The 17,402-nt window shown below is 45.4% G+C and carries 16 protein-coding genes; 8 read left to right on the forward strand and 8 right to left on the reverse strand.

All coding sequences use genetic code 11. The annotated features are described in order from the left end of the window. Positions 1-259: 259 nt before the first annotated feature. Complete coding sequence (locus CH376_RS24155; protein WP_165783618.1) at positions 260-427, reverse strand: hypothetical protein; 168 nt, start codon at positions 425-427, stop codon at positions 260-262. After that, a complete protein-coding gene (locus tag CH376_RS02810; RefSeq protein ID WP_100783970.1) occupies positions 414-1,352 on the reverse strand; it encodes a family 2A encapsulin nanocompartment shell protein in 939 nt (312 codons plus the stop codon). Before CH376_RS02810 ends, CH376_RS24155 begins: the two co-directional genes overlap by 14 nt. 1,006 nt (positions 1,353-2,358) lie before the next feature. Between CH376_RS02810 and CH376_RS02815 the strand changes: the two genes are divergently transcribed. The 3 genes from CH376_RS02815 (at position 2,359) to CH376_RS02825 (ending at position 5,705) form a co-directional block, all read left to right on the forward strand. Next, positions 2,359-4,581, forward strand: a complete 2,223-nt coding sequence (locus tag CH376_RS02815; protein ID WP_100784085.1) for a PAS domain-containing protein — start codon at positions 2,359-2,361, stop codon at positions 4,579-4,581. A gap of 36 nt (positions 4,582-4,617) precedes the next feature. Further along, on the forward strand, positions 4,618-5,025 hold the full coding sequence (locus tag CH376_RS02820; protein ID WP_100783969.1) for a nuclear transport factor 2 family protein: 408 nt from the start codon (positions 4,618-4,620) through the stop codon (positions 5,023-5,025). 104 nt (positions 5,026-5,129) lie between these two features. Then, positions 5,130-5,705 (forward strand): NADPH-dependent FMN reductase, encoded by a 576-nt coding sequence (locus CH376_RS02825; protein WP_100783968.1) that lies wholly within the window; start codon positions 5,130-5,132, stop codon positions 5,703-5,705. 22 nt (positions 5,706-5,727) lie between these two features. On the opposite strand, the gene CH376_RS02830 is transcribed toward CH376_RS02825, so the two are convergent. From CH376_RS02830 to CH376_RS02845, 4 genes are all read right to left on the reverse strand, one after another. After that, the gene (locus CH376_RS02830) at positions 5,728-6,603 is read right to left on the reverse strand and encodes an alpha/beta hydrolase (protein ID WP_100783967.1); all 876 of its coding nucleotides are present in this window, start codon (positions 6,601-6,603) and stop codon (positions 5,728-5,730) included. A 138-nt stretch (positions 6,604-6,741) separates the two neighbouring features. After that, complete coding sequence (locus CH376_RS02835) at positions 6,742-7,044, reverse strand: hypothetical protein (RefSeq protein ID WP_100783966.1); 303 nt, start codon at positions 7,042-7,044, stop codon at positions 6,742-6,744. Between the two features lie 210 nt (positions 7,045-7,254). Then, positions 7,255-7,560, reverse strand: a complete 306-nt coding sequence (locus CH376_RS24160; RefSeq protein WP_165781668.1) for a hypothetical protein — start codon at positions 7,558-7,560, stop codon at positions 7,255-7,257. Positions 7,561-7,871: 311 nt separating this feature from the next. Beyond that, positions 7,872-8,492 (reverse strand): adenylate/guanylate cyclase domain-containing protein, encoded by a 621-nt coding sequence (locus CH376_RS02845; RefSeq protein ID WP_100783964.1) that lies wholly within the window; start codon positions 8,490-8,492, stop codon positions 7,872-7,874. A 223-nt stretch (positions 8,493-8,715) separates the two neighbouring features. Between CH376_RS02845 and CH376_RS02850 the strand changes: the two genes are divergently transcribed. From CH376_RS02850 to CH376_RS02860, 3 genes are all read left to right on the forward strand, one after another. Beyond that, positions 8,716-10,113, forward strand: coding sequence for an APC family permease (locus CH376_RS02850; protein WP_100783963.1), 1,398 nt, complete (start codon positions 8,716-8,718; stop codon positions 10,111-10,113). Continuing rightward, entirely contained in the window at positions 10,110-10,481 is a 372-nt protein-coding gene (locus CH376_RS02855; RefSeq protein WP_100783962.1) for an SDR family oxidoreductase, read from the forward strand. Before CH376_RS02850 ends, CH376_RS02855 begins: the two co-directional genes overlap by 4 nt. A gap of 67 nt (positions 10,482-10,548) precedes the next feature. After that, complete coding sequence (locus CH376_RS02860) at positions 10,549-11,991, forward strand: M20/M25/M40 family metallo-hydrolase (RefSeq protein WP_100783961.1); 1,443 nt, start codon at positions 10,549-10,551, stop codon at positions 11,989-11,991. Between the two features lie 49 nt (positions 11,992-12,040). Here CH376_RS02860 and CH376_RS02865 read toward each other — a convergent pair whose 3' ends face one another. Then, entirely contained in the window at positions 12,041-13,555 is a 1,515-nt protein-coding gene (locus CH376_RS02865; RefSeq protein WP_100783960.1) for a di-heme oxidoreductase family protein, read from the reverse strand. 15 nt (positions 13,556-13,570) lie between these two features. Beyond that, complete coding sequence (locus tag CH376_RS02870; RefSeq protein ID WP_100783959.1) at positions 13,571-15,109, reverse strand: RCC1 domain-containing protein; 1,539 nt, start codon at positions 15,107-15,109, stop codon at positions 13,571-13,573. Positions 15,110-15,306: 197 nt separating this feature from the next. Between CH376_RS02870 and CH376_RS02875 the strand changes: the two genes are divergently transcribed. Both CH376_RS02875 and lsa20 read left to right on the forward strand, forming a co-directional pair. Then, a complete protein-coding gene (locus CH376_RS02875) occupies positions 15,307-16,791 on the forward strand; it encodes an NADase-type glycan-binding domain-containing protein (RefSeq protein ID WP_100783958.1) in 1,485 nt (494 codons plus the stop codon). Then, positions 16,788-17,393 (forward strand): LIC11469 family lipoprotein adhesin Lsa20, encoded by a 606-nt coding sequence (lsa20, locus tag CH376_RS02880; protein ID WP_100783957.1) that lies wholly within the window; start codon positions 16,788-16,790, stop codon positions 17,391-17,393. The genes CH376_RS02875 and lsa20 overlap by 4 nt, the downstream gene beginning before the upstream one ends. Positions 17,394-17,402: the final 9 nt, after the last annotated feature.

Raw genomic sequence — 17,402 nt, forward strand, 5'->3', positions numbered from 1 at the left:
CATTGTTAGCCGGTGAATTTTTCGGTCCGCTTCCGATGAACGGAGGAACCGGGGTGGAAGAATTGATTCTTTCAAACCGAGTTTCCTCGTCGAAGCCGATCATTCAAACGTCGCCGCCGGCGGACGCGGATAAAATTCTGCAGAGCGGATACAACTTGGAGCTTCAGGAATCGGATTACCAAAGGATTCCGGAAGAATTTTTTCCGGGAACGAGCGTTCCTTCGTTTCCGGGAGGTCTGACTTCCGCAAACGTTGGAACTCAAGCGCCCACTTTTTCCACCCCGGTTCCTCCGTTCATCGGAAGCGGACCGAAAAATTCACCGGCTAACAATGATAAGACGCTTGGATCGATCGGTCCTTTCAATTCAATTGGTTCGAATTCTGAAAAATCGGATCGATTTGCAAAGAACGGATCATTTGTACTCATGATAGTTGCCTACGTCGACATTCTCCAAAACTCCTATCGCATCATCCGTAAGAATCGCTGCGGAACAATAAAGAGAGATCAGATAGGATCCGATCGCGGAACGGTTGATTCCCATAAAACGAACCGATAGTCCGGGAGTTTGTTCTCCCGGTAATCCGGGTTGAAAGAGTCCGATCACGCCTTGTTTTTTTTCTCCCACTCTCAAAAGAAGAATGTTCGTTTTTCCTTCCGTCGATTTCGGTTTACTTTCGCCGTTTACCAAAAGTTTATCGCAAGGAATGATTGGAAGTCCTCTCCAAGTCAGAAACTGCGTTCCGAAAAGGGAAACCGTAGCAGGCGGAACGCCCCTTCGTGTACATTCTCGTCCGAAAGCGGCGATCGCCAAAGGATGAGCCAAGAAGAAGGACGGTTCCTTCCAGACCTTTGTGATGAGTTCATCCAAATCGTCAGGAGTCGGAGGCCCTTTGCGGGTGGAGATTCTTTGATTTTTAGACGCGTGTTTTAGAAGTCCGTAGTCGTCGTTATTGATGAGTTCGTTCTCCTGACGTTCTTTTACGCTTTCGATTGTTAAGCGAAGTTGTTCCTTGATCTGGTCGTGCGGAGTGCTGAACAAATCGGAAACTCTCGTATGCACGTCCAATACCGTTGATATCGCGCTGAGAGTGTATTCTCTCGGTTGTTCTTCGTAGTTGACGAAAGTTTCAGGTAAGGGTTGTTCGTCCTTTTGTCCGCACAAAACGTCGACACTCGTATTGTCTTTGACCCGATTGACTCTCAGAGTTCCGGACTCGAGGGGTTTCCAGTCCAAAAAACGTACGAGCCAGCGGGGCGTGATGGCTCCGTACTGGGGCGCTGTTTTGGTTGTGTTCGCTAATTTGCGCGCGGCGTTGTCGCCAAGGGAATGTTGTGCGGTCGGATCAGCCATGCCGATGTCTCCTGGGTTCTAAATTCCTTTTAGACTGTTCTTGAAAATTAATCTTTTCAATTAAGAACAAGAACCATCGACTTCGTCCTGGTAAATAAACGCACAAGATATTACACATTCTGAAAGTATATTATACATTTATTATGTTTTTTATCGTTGTTTCGATGTTTGTCTTAAGTGAGTTTTCATGCTTAATATTCGCATCAAAAATGAAAATCTTTTTTTGAACCGGAAATCGTTTTATCGTTTTTCTTAAGAGAGTTGGAATTTTGATCCATGGATTATATGATTTGCATACTCGGTTGCGGTTCGATGCGTTAGCGTGTCAAATTTTAAATTCCGCTTTCATCTTTTTGAGAATTTAGAATCTAAGAATGAAATGGATTCGTTATATAATAAGTTTGTACGAGTAACGTAAAGGATGGATTCAACGTTGATCAATATTTTCTATCTTGAGAATTCGAATTGGTTCGATTTTCGGAAGAAACGGTTTTCTTTTTCATTCTCTGAATTCGTCCGGAAGGAATCTTCGAGGCAAAAAAGGTTTAAATATCTTTTCGAGAGAAAATGGTTGTTTAGAACAAAACAAACTTTCAATAAAATAAAGACAACAATTGCTCGGATGCAAACACGATCGGAAGTTCCAAAAATTTATAGAACCCATTCGATGCTCGGACTTGTTCTCATAAACCCCAAATTTTTCAATCCTCTTTTGAGACAAAGAGAAGCATACGATTTCAAAAGAGAATTCTTTCCGAATTCTTTCAATGATTTCGTTTTTGAGTTTTAAAATGGAAATAAGTTATAGAATCTCTGTGAAGCGAGGATGGTTCCTCGCTTGATAGAAAAATGGATTTTCAAAAAACGGCTTTGAAGCGGCATATTCGGACTTTTAGGCTTGACCGTTCCTCAATCCGAATCGACAATCTACGACGTTTCTTCCGTTCTAATTTCTTTTTCCAAACGCGCGAGGGAAGCGGTTGAAATTCTCAGATTGAATGACGTGATGATCCATATTCTTCAAACCATCCTCGAACAAGCGCACGCCGGTTACTGGGAAAAGAATTTTTTAAAAAACACGAGCTATCTTTCACCGGCTTGGAAATCCATGCTCGGCTATGAGGATCACGAATTGGAAAATTCGATTCGGACCTGGCAATCTCATATTCTCCCGGAGGATCTGGATCAAGTTCGTAACGAATTCGAAGAATACCTCAAGTCTTATGACTTAAACCAACTCTACGAATCGGACATTCGCTTTCTTCATAAAAACGGAACGATCGTTTGGTTCCGATGTACTTGTAAACTTGGCGAAGTCGATCCTGACGGTAAGCCGGTCCTCATGCTCGGCACTTACTTCAATGTAACCGAGTCTAAAAAGATCGAGTCCGAATTGAAACTTACGGTGGATCGTCTCGGACTTGCGACAAAAGCCGCGAAGGTCGGAATCTGGGATTTGGATCTGATCGAAGACCGTCTTTCATGGGACGAGGCGATGTATGAATTGTACGGAGTCAAGGCCGCTACTTTTTCCGGCGCCTACGCGGCTTGGGAGGCGGGACTTCATCCGGAAGATTTGGAACGTTGTAGAATCGAACACAAAAAAGCGGTGGAAGGAATCAAGGATTTCGATATGGAGTTCCGAGTGATTTGGCCTAACGGATCCATTCGACATATCAAAGCGATCGCGATCGTTCAGAGAACCGCATCCGGTCGCGCGTTTCGAATGGTGGGAACCAATTGGGACATCACCGAACATAAAAATGCGGAGACTGCTCTCAAAGAAAGTTACGAGTTGACGAAGGTCTTTATCGAAAAGGCGCCTTCCGCGATCGCGATGTTCGATACTAACATGTGTTATATGGCGGCTTCCCAGCAGTGGCTTTCGGATTACGGACTCGTCGGAACCGAAATTTTAGGACATTCTCATTACAAAATCTTTCCGGAGATCGGAGAAGAATGGAAGCAAATCCACAGAGAATGTTTGCAAGGCAAGGTTCAAAGAAGAGACGAAGAATTATTCATCCGTAAAGACGGAACTTCCCAGTGGATCATCTGGGAAGTGCGTCCTTGGTATCGTTCCCAAGACGAAGTCGGCGGCGTCCTCATGTACACGGAAGATATAAGCGTCCTCAAACACAAAGAGTTTGAAAGAAGTCGTCTTGAGGAAATATTAACCCGAACGAACGAAGCGGCGCGTATCGGTTCTTGGGAATTGGATCTCGAAACGAACACGCGAATTTGGAGCAAGGTGACGAAGGCGATCTTCGAACTTCCGGAAGATTACGTTCCTACCGGTCAGGAGGGGGCGCGCTTTTTTAAAAGCGAATCAGAAAGAAAACGGTCCGCGGACATTCTTGCGGAGTCGATCGCCTCCGGAAAACCGTTCGATTTTGAAGTGGAGATCGTCACCGCAAAGGGAAATTTTGTTTGGACCCGTTCCATCGGCAAACCGGAATACTTAAACGGAAAGTGCATTCGAGTTTCAGGTACGTTTCAGAATATTCAGGAACAAAAAGAAAGGGAACTCGCTCTTCAGGGGACGCTGAATATTGTCAACGATCAAAACGAAAGACTATTAAATTTCGCTCATATTGTTTCGCATAATCTGCGTTCGCACGCGGGAAATATCACGATGCTCCTCAAAATTTTGGAGGAGGCGACGACCGACTCCGAAAAAGAGGAAATGATCCGTTACATCAAGAAGGCCTCGGATAGTCTGATGGATACCGTCCTAAATCTGAACGAAGTCGTATCCATTCAAACAAATAAGAATATTCAAAATACTGAAATTTCTTTGAAAGATTATATCGAGAAGGTTTCCCAGACGATCTCCGGAGAAATTCAAAAATACAACGTAAAAATTCACAACTTGGTTTCGGATTCCGTTCGGGTAAAATGTAATACCTCCTACATGGAAAGCATTCTGCTGAATTTTTTGACCAACGCGGTGAAATACAGACATCCCGAACGAGATCCCGAGATCACTCTCAGCTCGGAATTCAGGAGCAACCGGATCGTTTTGAGTATTCGAGACAACGGAATCGGAATCGATCTGAATAAAAACGGCGATAAACTTTTCGGCATGTATAAGACGTTTCACAGCAATCGAGATTCGAAAGGAATCGGACTTTTTATCACGAAAAATCAGGTGGAAGCGATGGGCGGAAAAATCGAAGTGGAAAGCATACTGAATCAGGGGACGACGTTTCGGATCCTTTTTCTTTGAAACTATATTAAAAAATTAGAATACGGTAAAGGTAAAATGAATCTAGAGGAAAATAAACAGATTGTCCGAAGCTATTTCCAAAGAATGAACGAAAAACAATTCACCAGCGCCGTGGAATTGTTAAGCGACGACTTGGTATGGTGGATCATCGGTAAAACCAAGGTTTCCGGAAAGAACGATAAGCGCGCCGTTCAGCTCGGTTTCAAACTTCTGCACAGAACCTTTTCCGATTTTCATTTTTTACTTCACGACTTCACAGCGGAAGAGGATCGAGTTTCCCTTACGGCGGAATCGAAAGGAAAGCATTCGAACGGAAAATTCTATAACAACCACTACCACTTCCTTTTTATCGTCCGTAACGGAAAGATACAAAGCGCGAAGGAATATTTGGACACCGAACACGCGATTTGGATAGAACAACCGGAGAAAGAATCGGTCTCTTGAGTGATATACCTTCTTTAATAACGCGGTTTCAGGAAGGAAGAACTCTAAGTTTAGGAAATATTTTTTAACCCGATTTCCGGTCCTTACAATCTAACTTCTACACCATGAAAATTCTTGCGATCTCGGGGAGCCTTCGTTCCCAATCCACAAATTCCGCTCTACTTCGCGCCATTACAAAAGTAGCTCCGGCCGAAATGGAAATCATCACCTACGATGAATTAGGCGAACTGCCGCATTTTTCGCCGGACATTGACGGGGAAAATTCTCCCGAAGTCGTACTACGTTATCGGAAAGCGTTGAACAACGCGAACGGCGTTTTGATCTGCACTCCCGAATACGCGCACGGAATTCCGGGAGTGCTTAAAAACTCTTTGGACTGGGTGGTCGGTTCGGGCGAATACGTAGACAAACCGGTGATGGCTCTCAGCGCTTCTCCGTCTTATATGGGAGGAGACAAAGCGCACGCTTCCTTGTTGCAAACCCTGAAAGTTATGAACGTAACGGTGGTAGAATCCGCTTCCTTTTGCGTAACCCTTGCGCGCAAAAAAATCAATGATCGGGAAGAATTGATCGATGCGGAAACGAAAGCAAAGTTCGAGAACGCCTTCGCCGATTTTGCAAAAGCGATTCAAACTTCCGTACAAACATCCGCGAGCGCGGATTCTTCCAAGAGCGTCTAACGTATTTAGGCACGCAGCATTTTTACTTTTTCTTTTTTTTGGGACTTGCTTTTTTCTTAGGAACCGATTTCGCTTTTTTGGAAGGGCTTTTCGTATTGGAAATCGTGCCCGTTGAAAGATAAGATTCGATTCTTTCCGCGACGTTCTCCCATCCTTCGTCCAACATCAGATTGTGACCCATATTCGGAAAAATTTGAGGTTCGACTCCGTATGCCTTCGCTGTGAGAGTCACTTCCCACGGGGGAAAAAATCTGTCTTTTTCGCCTCCGATCACGAGGAGAGGAGTTTTGATTTTTTTGGTTTTCGGAAGAGAAAAGATCAACATTCCAAGGAAGGCGAAAAAGGATTCGTCTTGAAGACGGGAAGCGTAGTGAAACGCTTTTGTGTCGCTTAATAATTTTGAAAAGAAAAGTTCCTGGCTCAGTTTTGGATCTTCCACGAGAGGAAACAGGGAAAGTGTCGCAAGAACTCTCAGAAAACGAATCGGATGTTTGAATAACAATTCCAGAGTGATTCTAAAAACTCCGTAGGGAGGAACGCTCGCGAGTAAAACCGCTTTCGGAACATGAGCGGTTTCTAATGTTTTTTGCACGACCAGTCCGCCCATGGAATGGCCTACTAAAACCGTCGATTGCGGCAGTTGATCCAGAACTTTTCGAACGTCTTGAACGTAGTTCGCGATCGAAGTCCAACGAAACGAGCCGGTGCTCGGACTTTTGCCGTGTCCTCGGAGATCGAGCGTGTAAACTTCGTAACCGGCTTTTTGAAAGTAGGGCACAAAATTTTCCTGCCAACACCAGCCTCCGTGCCAAGCCCCGTGAACAAAAAGGATCGGCGGTTTTCCGGTAGTAGAAGTTTTCGAAGATTTAGTCGCGGGATTGTGTTCGTAGTGGACCATAAAAGTGACGAAAATCTCTTCGATCCTCCAAAGACTGCAACGAAAAAACGGAGTGTGTCGTTATAAGAATATAAAATTCGATAATTGAGAAAACACAAAACGCGCGTTTGTCGAATTAAAAATTCTCACCCTTTCGGATTAGAAAAGAAACTCATGTTTTGAAAATCTGCCTTCCGTAAAAACGTAACGTTCCCAATCTCCGTTTTCAAATTCGACGATCGCCTGATGGGCGTTCCTATCTGCGATTCTTCCGCGTAAAACCCTCGGGATCGAAGCGACGGAGAAAGAATCGAGTTTTGCGGTTACGAAAATTTTCTCTTCTTCTTGTTCGATTAGAACGGTCAAGTCGACGGGGTTGGAAGAAGAATTTCGAACGATTTGTATCGTATACGTTCCCGTGAGATTTGGAAATGGACTCTCTGTTCGAAGTGATACATTCATAAGATACCGCCGATTTTATAACAATGATTGTTAAACGAATTTGAACCGAGATTCTATGAAAGAACGCCGTTTGTTTAAAAGAATTCAAAGTCTGCTGAATGCGAAAAGAAAAACGGCATAGGATTTATGCCTGTGCCGACCAGAGTTGGAGATTTTATTTGTGAGGGGAATATTAAAAATATTCAATGTATTTTAGCCGCTTTCAATCGTTTAGAGAGGGCATCGTTTGGAATAGGAGCTTTGGATTAATTTTTCTCCTTTATCCGCAAGATCCGGAAACAACCGGATGTTGATCCCGTATCTTTTTTGAGCGTTTTCGAGTTTGCTCAAACAGATGGAGACTTCCTCCGATTCGGCTCCTTTTGCCCTTTCGACTTTTTCACATTCACATTTGGTTTCGCCGAGCACGGTTGCGTATTCCACAAGCGCGGCGAGTCCCGAATCCGACTTCGTTTTACAATTCCCGAAGGAAACGATCGAAAAGAAGATACAATAAAGAGAGAAAAATTTTCTCATTCTCGAGTCCTTGCCAAATTCCGAAATGATGAAGATTATACGAAGGTCCGTCCGGTTGATTTTACTTACAGCCTGTCCCAAAATCTTATTTTATTTTGTCGAAAAGATCAAGCGGCAAGGTTCTGTCCCAGTTTTATGACAGAACCTTATAAAAATCGAATGAGAAAATCCCTCGAAGCGAAGTTTTGATAAGACATTTTATTTAAGTAAGAGTCAAGGAAGAATCCGATTCGCGACCCTTATAGTCATAGGGCCTTTCACCCTATGTCCGAGAGAAGTCGAAATCTATATTCAAAAATAAGAATATAGAATCAGTAAACGAGTCGATACGCTTTTGAAGTTCCGGCGGGGGCTTCGGGTAATTCTTCAAATCGAAGGTGTTTTTCGCGAACCTGTTCGAATACGGATTGAGTCACAAGGATTTCACCCGCTTCGGCGGTATCTTCACCGAGTTTACTCGCGGTGTTGACCTCGGAACCAAAAACGTCGGTGTCTCCGATTTTCAAAACCTTACCGAACCCGAGTCCGACACAGAGAAGGATTTTTTCCTCGGGAATTTTATCCTGGTTGTAGCTTACAAGAATCTGCTGCATCTTGATCGCGGATTCGATCCCTTTGCCTACGTTTCTAAAGATCACAAGAAAACTATCGCCTTCGGATTTCAAAAGGATTCCATCGTGGTCTTCGATGATCGGGATAAGAATTCTTTCGGACTCGTGAATCGTTTGTAAAAAGTGAATGATTCCGAATCGTTCGACACCTCTTGAAAAGCCGGAAAGATCCGTGAACATCACGCACCATTCTTCGCCGAAAAGATCCCAAATTCTTTGATCGATCTTCGCCTTGTCCGCGCCCGGTTGCAATCTGTCTTGGATCAATTTTTCCAATCTGTCTTCGGAAGCGCTCGCTCCGATCGTTCTTCGAAATGCCATAATACCTCTTAGGAGAATTTAGAAATGAATTCAGGGGAAATTAGAATCCGAACGTTGTACCCAGAAATATCCCTCTGTCAATGGGAATCCGAAACTGTCCTTTCAATTTCGAACGAAATTCGGATAGAATGACCGAAAAAATTTATTATATTAGAATAAATTCTTTTATATGAGAATTTATTCTTGCTAAGATCGATTCTTCTGTTCAATTGGCGGAAAATCCATGAAAGAAAATTTCCGAAATTCCGAGGTCGTTTTTCGAAAGGGAATCTCTCTGTTTAGCCTAACGTGTATGGCGATCGGACTTACGATCGGAGGCGGAGTTTTCGTTCTTTCCGGAATTGTAGGAGCTTCCGTGGGACGTTATCTGCCATGGCTGTATGCGGTCGCCGCGATTCCGATGTTTTTTGCGATCGCGCCCGTAGCCGCTCTGGGAACGATTTTTCCGGCGTGCGGAGGGAATTATTTTTATCCGAGTCGTTTTCTTTCTCCGTTAGTCGCCTTTCTCGGGATCTGGTTTTTTATAGTCACGGCTTCGCTGGGGCAGATGCCTCTGTTTTGTATCGCGACCGCCAAATTTTTGGAATCCTTTTTCCCGGAATCGGAGACGACTCTTGCGTTTTTGATTCTTAGTTTTTTTTATCTCCTCAATCTTTTTGGTCTTCGCTTTGTGGTTTGGATTCAGACTTCGATGGTTGTTCTTTTGGTCGCGGGACTTCTTGTTTTTATCGGTTTTAGCGTTCCCGCGTATGTTCCTTCTTTGCCGAGCGTTTCCGAGTTTCCGGGTTGGAAAAAAATACTCTATGGAGTTTCACTTCTAACTTTTACTTATTTCGGATCGAACGCGATCGTCGAGTTCGGAAACGAAACTACGAATCCCGGGAAGAATCTTTTTAGGGCATTTTTTCTCGCGTTTCCGATCGTTACGATCCTTTACATCGGAGTCGCCTATGCGGTTACGGGTTATATTCCGAAAGGGACAAGCCTTCTCTCCGAAAATCCGGTGACGGAGAGCGCTAAGATTCTTTTTCCGGAATTGATATATTCAGTATTAATCATATTTTGTCCCGTGTTGGCTCTGGGAACTTCCATCAACGGTCTTTTTTTGATTCTTACCAGCTCTTCCGAATTCGTGATTCAAGACGGAATTTTTCCGGAATTTCTAAACCGAAAGTTTTTCTTCGCTTCCTCAAAGCCGATTCTTCTGACTTTGTTTTATATTCTTTCTTTGTTCGGTTTGATCGGAGGTTGGAATTTGGAAATTCTCGCTTCCTATTCCACTCTGGGATGGCTCTTCTTATTCCTTCCTCTTTTGATCGTCTTCTTGAAGCTCGAAAAAAGATTCAGAAACGAATCCAGGATTCTTTTTCCCGCTTCCAGATTTTTTTTGAAGATTTCCGCATATTGGGGTTTGTTCTTCATTCTTCTTTTCATCTTGTTTTTGTTAAACGACCTCAGGGAAGGGGGAAAGTTGCTTCTGCTGCCGTTTGTTTTTGCGGCCGGTTTAGTATATTATTTATTTCGAATGCGTTATCTGCGTCGTTTCGAAAAATACCGGAAGCGGTTTGACAGGAACGAAGAGGATCTCATCCAAATCAGACTTTCGGAGGAAAGAACATGAGTAGAATTTCTTTGACGGAATACGAAACTTCGCCCCAGGAAGTAAAGGAACAATACGAACGTCAGATCGAAAAAAACGGCAAGATTACCCACATGAAGCGTACTCTTCTTCATTCCCTTCCGTCTTACAAGGCGTATATGGAATGGTATGTTCTTAGAGACGAGATAGTTCTGTTTTTGGGAGAACGGACATTTTTGGAAGGCGCCACGCCGCGCGAAATCGCGGAACGATCGGCTGGAAATCTGCTTCCGGTTCCTTGGATCGAAGTGGAGGACGTGGCGGAAGCCGTGCTCTATCTGTGTTCGAATAAGAGTCGTTATGTGACGGGGACGCAGCTCGTTTTAGATGCCGGTCTTTTGACGCGATGAAGAATTTAGATCGATGAAAATCCGAGCGAGGATTTTATTGCCTCTTTGAAAGAAAGTGGTAGGTGTTATGATTTTTGTTCGTTTTTCGTTTTTTATCCTGAGTTTCGTTTTGTTCGGTTGTTTTTATTCTTCTCCGATCCGAACGATCGCCCTCAAGCAGAATACGATTCCCGTAAATTGGGAGGAGAGAACGAACGAGGCCGTTCGGATTCTTCAGGACCTGATTCGAATTCGGACGGAAAGAAAAAACGAAATCGAAGTCGTTCGTTATCTCCAGGCTCTTTTGCAAAAGGAAGGCATTCCTTCCCGGATCTACGCTTCGAAAGAACATCCCGAACACGCCAATCTCGTCGCGGTTCTCGAACCTAAAAAACCGAACGATCTTAAGGGGATCATTTTGGGAAATCACAGCGACGTCGTCGAAGCCGACGCGACCGAATGGACCGTTCCTCCTTATTCGGGACAGGTCGTCGACGGAAAAATTTACGGAAGAGGAGCCTTGGATATGAAGGGCCTCGCGGTGATGCAGCTCGTTGCGTTTTTAGAGTTAAAACGTTCCAACGTAGAACTCAAACGAAAGGTAATGTTCCTTTCCCTCGCAGACGAGGAAAGCGGGAGCGTTTGGGGAGCGCGTTATATGGCGAAGGAACACAAAAACATATTCGAAAATTATGATACTATGTTGAACGAAGGCGGAGTTGCCACGAAGGACGTCGGGATTCCCGGTTCCACGATATTCAACATTCAATACGCGGAAAAAGGAAATCTCTGGATAAAACTCAGGGCAAAAGGACAGAGCGGTCACGGAAGCGCCCCGACCTCAGATTACGCGACTTTAAATCTGATTCGTTTTTACGAAGAAGTTTTGCGCTACGACGTCGGAGTGAGAATCACCGATGAAACAAGGGCTTATTTTTATCAGCTCGGAAAGGTCGCATCCTTTCCCACTTCTTTCTTTTTAAAAAACGCATCCAATCCTTTCATCAAACCCTTTCTTACTGGAACTCTGAAAAAGAGCAAACATCTGGCGGCGATGACTAGCAATACGAAAGCGATTACCGGAATCGAGTCCTTGGAGGGCGACGGATATAACGTTCTTTCCGGAGAAACATTAGGAAAACTAGATATTAGAGTTCTGCCGGGGTTTGATACGAAAGATTACTTCGAAAAAATCCGCGAAATCGCGAAAACGTACGGAGTGGAAGCTGAGATCATAGACGAGATAGGCCCCGACGATTCGCCGTTGGAAGACGAATTGTTTCAGATTCTTGCAAACGTAAGCGTTTCCAAAATACCCGGAAGCGTCGCCGCTCCTTTTATGTCGTCGGGAAAGACGGATAACGCGAGATTTAGGAGAATCGGGATTCGTTGTTACGGACTCAATCCCGCGATTCTAACTTCTAAAGACACGGAAACTCTTCACGGCAAAGACGAAAATATCAGCATAGAAAATTTGAAACTGGGTTCCATGATCCTGTTCGAAACTCTTTATCAGTATGCGACCCCGTAAAAATGACGCTGGACCCGGTGAAAGTCCGGGTCGTTTGATTTTAACTTTTTTAAAGGGATTTTAAGAAGTTGATCAGGTGCGTTCTTTGACGGATATCCAGCCTTAAAAAATGATTCTTACTTTTTTCCGCCTCTCCTCCGTGCCAGAGAATGGCTTCGCTCAGATCTCGTGCTCTTCCGTCGTGAAGATAACGTGTGTGACCGTTTACTTCTTCGAAGAGTCCGATTCCCCAAAGAGGAGGAGTTCTCCACTCCGCGCCGTTCGCTTCTTCGTCCGGTCTTTGGTCGGCGAGTCCTTCTCCCATGTCGTGTAACAAAAGATCCGTATAAGGCCGAATCGTCTGATTGGAAAGATCGGAAAAATTCGAATCCGAACCGGTTAAGATTTTTGGAATATGACAATTTTTGCAACCCGCTTTGAAAAATATTTCCTTTCCGAGGAGAACGCTTTCGTTGGACGCCTTTCTCCTCGCCGGAACCGCGACCAGTTTCATATAGTTCGTGATCGCGTCGATCTTTGATTGGGGAACTTCCGGACTTCCTCCGTTCGCCGCCGCTTGGCACTGAGTCTGTATGGTCGTGCAGTTTTCGTTCGGAAAAAGAGGGGACGTGATTCCCAGATCTCCTAGGAACGCGGCCGAATTTTGACGGATCAAACTCGGGTTGTTCGCTTTCCATCCGAATCTTCCGAGAGTCGCGCCGGAACCGCTTAGGTTTGGAATGTAATTCGGCTTTCCCGAAATTCCGTCCCCGTCCTGATCGTTCGGGTCCGCGAAGGAAAGGATCGTTTTTTCAGGGACCGCTTCCAAAAGACCGAGTCCGATCACTTGTTGCGGAGTTCTCAACGAAAATTTCGCGTCGGCGGCGAAGGGACCGTATCCTAAATTCGAAAAATTGAATATAGGAGAACGTAAGTAATACGCCGAACCGTCTTCGAACCTTCCTTCTATTTCATCGTAGCTCAGAGTCACGGCGCCTTCCTTGGAAACTCCCGCGGCAGAATTCGGTTGAAACTGACCTCCATACTGAGGATCCGGAGAATGCGAATTCGCGCCGGAACTCAAACGAACGAGGCTGAAAACGAGAGCTTCTCCGTCCTCTTCCAAAGCCCTGCCGTTTGCAAAGTGACAGCTAACGCAGGAATTGGAATGAAAGAGCGGGCCGAGTCCGTCCCGATCCGGAAGTGTGGAGGAAAATCCCGGAGTCCAAGGAACTTCGAATACGGCTTGTCCCACGGTAAATTCCGAAATTACGTTCAATGAAACGTTGGGCGCGAATTGCCGAAAGGCCGAACCTCCGAAAGAAAAACTAGTCATCCTGCTTCCTCCTTGAAATTCCTCTCCTTCCTCGTAATCCCAGGGATTGGAGGAGGGAAGATTGGAAAGAACGAGAAGAGCCGCTCCGAGCTCAAAACAGGAAACGTCCGAAGAACAACGGTTCTCCTTTTGAATTCTGCATCCTCCGAAAAAAAAGGAAATCAAAGTAAAAAGGAGAAACCAGATTCTTCCTTTAAACAGATTTTGAGAAAGAATCCGTATGGTTTGTGTCCGATTGTCAAAATACATTCTAAAATTAAAATATTACGGAAGATTGATGGAGACGGGAGTCGCCGCGCCCCAATTTGTCTGGAGGTCCGGTCTTCCCAGGGAGCCCTTAAAATTCCAACCCCATCCGTAGACGGAACCGTCTCCTAAAAGGGCGAAGTTATGGGTCGCACCGCATCCGAAATGGATCAGACCTTTGATTCCTACTACCGCGCTTCCGGGCGCGTAAACTTTGGAAGTCGCGGTTTCTCCGATTCCGAGATTAGCCGTCGTTCCGTTGGCTCCCCAGCCCTTCACGGTTCCGTCGTTTAACACGGCGAAGCTCTGAGTTCCGCCCGCCCAGACGGATACTGCATTTTGAATATTCAAAACTTCTGTTGGATTTGAGGCGGGGCCCGGAGAACCGCTTCCCCCGATTCCCACTTGACCGCTCGCATTCAGACCCCAAGCAAGAACTTTGCCGTCCGATCGAAGCGCCAAGAGATGATCCCTTCCGTTTGCGATTTGTTTGATTCCGCTAAGACCCGAAACTTTGAGAGGAGTGGATTGGATCGCGGTTGCGGAGTCGATCATTCCGTTGCCTAAATTTCCATACTGATTTCTTCCCCAGACGTAAACGTCTCCGTTTGAAGTGAGCGCCGCGGAATGTTGTGATCCGGCGATTACCTGGATTACGTCGTTCAAGCCGACTACCGGAACCGGATTGGAGGAGATGGTGGTCGCCGTCATTCCGGTCGCTCCGTTTCCCAACTGACCTACGTTATTCAGACCGAAGGAGAGAACGGTTCCGTCGGATTTTAGGACGAGTGCGTGATCAAAACCGAAGGCTCCCATAACCGCGTCGTTGATACCCGGGACTTCCATAGGCGGGAGTCTGGTTCCTGCCGCGGAAGGAGTTGCCGGGTCCGTGTTGTTACTTCCGATGCCGAGTTGACCGTTGGCATTGGTTCCCCAAGTGAAGACCTTTCCGCTTTTGTGAATCGCCATCGAATTGTTTTGCGTAAAGTGGATGCTCGAAATATCTCCGATCGAATTCAACTTCGTGATGACATCGTTGATCCCGTCTCCTGTGGAAATCCCCGTTCCCAGCTGACCGAAATTGTTTCTCCCGACAGTGTAGACGTTTCCGTCTTTTAGAAATCCGGAGTGCGCGGCTCCTGCGGAGAGTTTGGTTCCGAAATAAACCCGGATTTCTTTTTGTAGGATCTCCCCGTTTGCAGGTTTCCAGCGAAAAAGAATCGTGTTTTCACCGTTCGCAGGTTTGAAAGCCGGGACTTTCACCAGATTCTTTCCGTCGGAAGAAAGAGTAGGGTCCGCGTTTACGGAGGCGATCGATTCTCCATTACGAATCACTTCTAAGGTTCCCGTTTCCGTCGCGGAAACGCTGGGTTCTAATTTGTAGACGGAAACGATGTCTCCGTCCTTCGGAGAAACGATCTCGAAGGAGCCGCTTGGAGAAGAGCCGGTCGGTCCAAGGGCCAAGGCTAAGGAGGCCAGAGCGTTCGAACCGGATGATTTTTCGCCGCAGCCAAGGATCCAGAAAAGGCTGAAAAGGAAGAGTAATTTGGATTTCATGATTTCCTCTTTTTTAATTGATATCGAGAGTGAATCTCAATATCAATCTAGCCATCCAAAAGAATCGGGAGTCAGAGTCAAGGATTTCTTTCCAAAGGGAAGGGGGTGGAGTTGTTTTTGAACTCGAATTCCTTTGCATTTGACAGAGCGGATAAGATCCGTAAAGTCGTGAAAATTCTTTCCAGGAGAATTCTTCAATGAATCGTAAAACTTGCATTTTTATACTGATCCTTCTTTTGTTATTCGGTTTTTGGAATTGTAAAAAGGAACTGAGCGTTTCTATGGCGACTTCCACCTCCTTGAGCGATAAACTCGCGTTTGCTGCGTTAGGCGGCGGTTCCTGGAAGCCCGAGGCAGGCGCGGAATTCGTAAAGATGCACTTCTATCCGGACGAAGGGTTTCAACTCAAAAAAGTCGAAGTCGATTCCTGTAAGGGAGAATTCAGCGACGCGGTTACGGCCTATATCAACTTCGACGAACTCAGCGCTTCCGCCACGTTAAGCGGAACCAAGGCGACCGTCGCTTTTGAAAAACCGGTTTATTCACGATCAGTAACGATCAACTTCCGAAAGAACAAGGACCTTTGTATCGGAGAAATCCGATTCTACGACGAAAGGGACAAACCGTTCTCCCTCAAACTTCCGAAAATCGTGGAAGGTTCCGCAAAGGCTTCCGAAACCGCAAACCCGGTTTTGTCCTACGACGTGATGAACCTTTTCGATTCCCGTTACGAATACGCTTGGGCCTCCGATAAAAAAGGCAAAGGTGTCACTCTCGATTTCAAATTCAACGAACCTCAAAAAATAAATTCGATCAAGATCTGGAACGGTTATCAAAGATCGGATCAACACTGTTACTCTAATGGAAGGTTGAAGAGCGCGACTTTGACCGGAGACAACGGTTACGTTCAGAGAATAAAAGTCCAAGATATTCTCGGTCCGCAGGAGATCGCCCTGGAAAAAACCTTCGAAGGCTCTTCTCTGCGTTTGACTGTCGATGAAATTTTTGCGGGCAAGATGTACAAAGGATTGGTTCTCAGCGAGATCCGTTTCGGTAAGGATAAGAATTGGATTCTCATCAATCCGATTTCGAGATCCCAGAGCATCGCCGAACAGAATCACCTTCAATTTACTCCGCCGGATTTGGACACGATCTTGAATCACGGACTTCGAGGTTCCGAAGTTTCCTCGCTTCCGGAGGAAATTCAAAGTACGGAAACGATCGCGGAAACGGAACCTAATACTTCCGCGGCTTCTACGGAAGAAACAAACGGAGTCCGAATCGAATCCAACTGGTCCTTGAGAATGCGTTCGGACGGCTCCTTCTTTATGGAAGGAAACACACAGGATCAAAAAAGCGACGAGACGGGTTACGTGAATAAGACGAGCAAATTTTACGCGATCGGAAATTACGAGGTCAAGGAATCGTCGGCGGATTCCTTAAAACTCAGAGTCTTCGGGTATATGAGAAAATATTCATCTTCTTTCGAGGAAAAATACGGAGACATGGACTGCAACGGCTGCGGCAGAGATTGCAACATGGCGGAAACGGATCCGGATAAAAAGGAAATTATTTTTCAAGATTTTATCACGATCAAAAAGTTAAACGGAAACGTCTACGTTCAAAACACGAGTCCGAGTCGTAAGCTCGACTTCAAAACCTTGGAGATGTCTCTGGAGTGAAGTTGTTTCTCGGTTTTATACGGATCTCCCTTTTTCTTTTTCTAATCTTAGAATGTAAAAAGGAATCCGCAGGTTCCGATGGGCAAAGATGGGAACCTGAGGAAAACGATCCCAATCGTCAAATCCGGGTTTCGATTCTTTGGGAGAAAAAAAGTTTTCCGTTCGAGATGGAACTTTTTGAAGGAGCTTCCCAAAGACCGATGGATCTCTGGGCGACCGGAACCGTGAAAAAAATTTCGGAAGCGCCCGTTGCGTCTCCGATCTCCGGAAACGATCTTTATCTCAAACCCGGTTCCAAAAAGAAATTTGTATTAGTGGTTCGTAATACAACCGACCGAGATTTTTATTTTTTTGCGGCCCCGCACTCGATGGAACCAGCGGAAAGCGCTCTGGGTTTTAAGTTTAAATGTCTGTGTATCAACCACGCGTTTTATATTCCTGCCGGTGAAATCTGGTATCGGGTGGTCGAGCTCAGAACCGGAGGAGAAGCCCTGGGAAAAGAATTAAAAATTGCTCATACACTTGTCGGGATGGACGAGGAAAGAATCAAAATCTATCAAAAAAGAATCGGGTCGGGAACTTCTTCCTCAAGCGAGGATTGATCGATTTTG

It is taken from the genome of Leptospira adleri, assembly GCF_002811985.1.
GTDB classification, from domain to species: Bacteria; Spirochaetota; Leptospiria; order Leptospirales; family Leptospiraceae; genus Leptospira; species Leptospira adleri.

Bases quoted from the DNA above. Each gene is read 5' to 3' on its own strand.
- CH376_RS24155 (WP_165783618.1), bottom strand. From the start codon at position 427: ATGAGTACAAATGATCCGTTCTTTGCAAATCGATCCGATTTTTCAGAA.
- CH376_RS02865 (WP_100783960.1), bottom strand. From the start codon at position 13,555: ATGTATTTTGACAATCGGACACAAACCATACGGATTCTTTCTCAAAAT.
- CH376_RS02845 (WP_100783964.1), bottom strand. From the start codon at position 8,492: ATGGCATTTCGAAGAACGATCGGAGCGAGCGCTTCCGAAGACAGATTG.
- CH376_RS24160 (WP_165781668.1), bottom strand. From the start codon at position 7,560: ATGAGAAAATTTTTCTCTCTTTATTGTATCTTCTTTTCGATCGTTTCC.
- CH376_RS02820 (WP_100783969.1), top strand. From the start codon at position 4,618: ATGAATCTAGAGGAAAATAAACAGATTGTCCGAAGCTATTTCCAAAGA.
- CH376_RS02860 (WP_100783961.1), top strand. From the start codon at position 10,549: ATGATTTTTGTTCGTTTTTCGTTTTTTATCCTGAGTTTCGTTTTGTTC.
- CH376_RS02850 (WP_100783963.1), top strand. From the start codon at position 8,716: ATGAAAGAAAATTTCCGAAATTCCGAGGTCGTTTTTCGAAAGGGAATC.
- CH376_RS02875 (WP_100783958.1), top strand. From the start codon at position 15,307: ATGAATCGTAAAACTTGCATTTTTATACTGATCCTTCTTTTGTTATTC.
- CH376_RS02810 (WP_100783970.1), bottom strand. From the start codon at position 1,352: ATGGCTGATCCGACCGCACAACATTCCCTTGGCGACAACGCCGCGCGC.
- CH376_RS02830 (WP_100783967.1), bottom strand. From the start codon at position 6,603: ATGGTCCACTACGAACACAATCCCGCGACTAAATCTTCGAAAACTTCT.
- CH376_RS02870 (WP_100783959.1), bottom strand. From the start codon at position 15,109: ATGAAATCCAAATTACTCTTCCTTTTCAGCCTTTTCTGGATCCTTGGC.
- CH376_RS02855 (WP_100783962.1), top strand. From the start codon at position 10,110: ATGAGTAGAATTTCTTTGACGGAATACGAAACTTCGCCCCAGGAAGTA.
- CH376_RS02835 (WP_100783966.1), bottom strand. From the start codon at position 7,044: ATGAATGTATCACTTCGAACAGAGAGTCCATTTCCAAATCTCACGGGA.
- CH376_RS02825 (WP_100783968.1), top strand. From the start codon at position 5,130: ATGAAAATTCTTGCGATCTCGGGGAGCCTTCGTTCCCAATCCACAAAT.
- CH376_RS02815 (WP_100784085.1), top strand. From the start codon at position 2,359: ATGATCCATATTCTTCAAACCATCCTCGAACAAGCGCACGCCGGTTAC.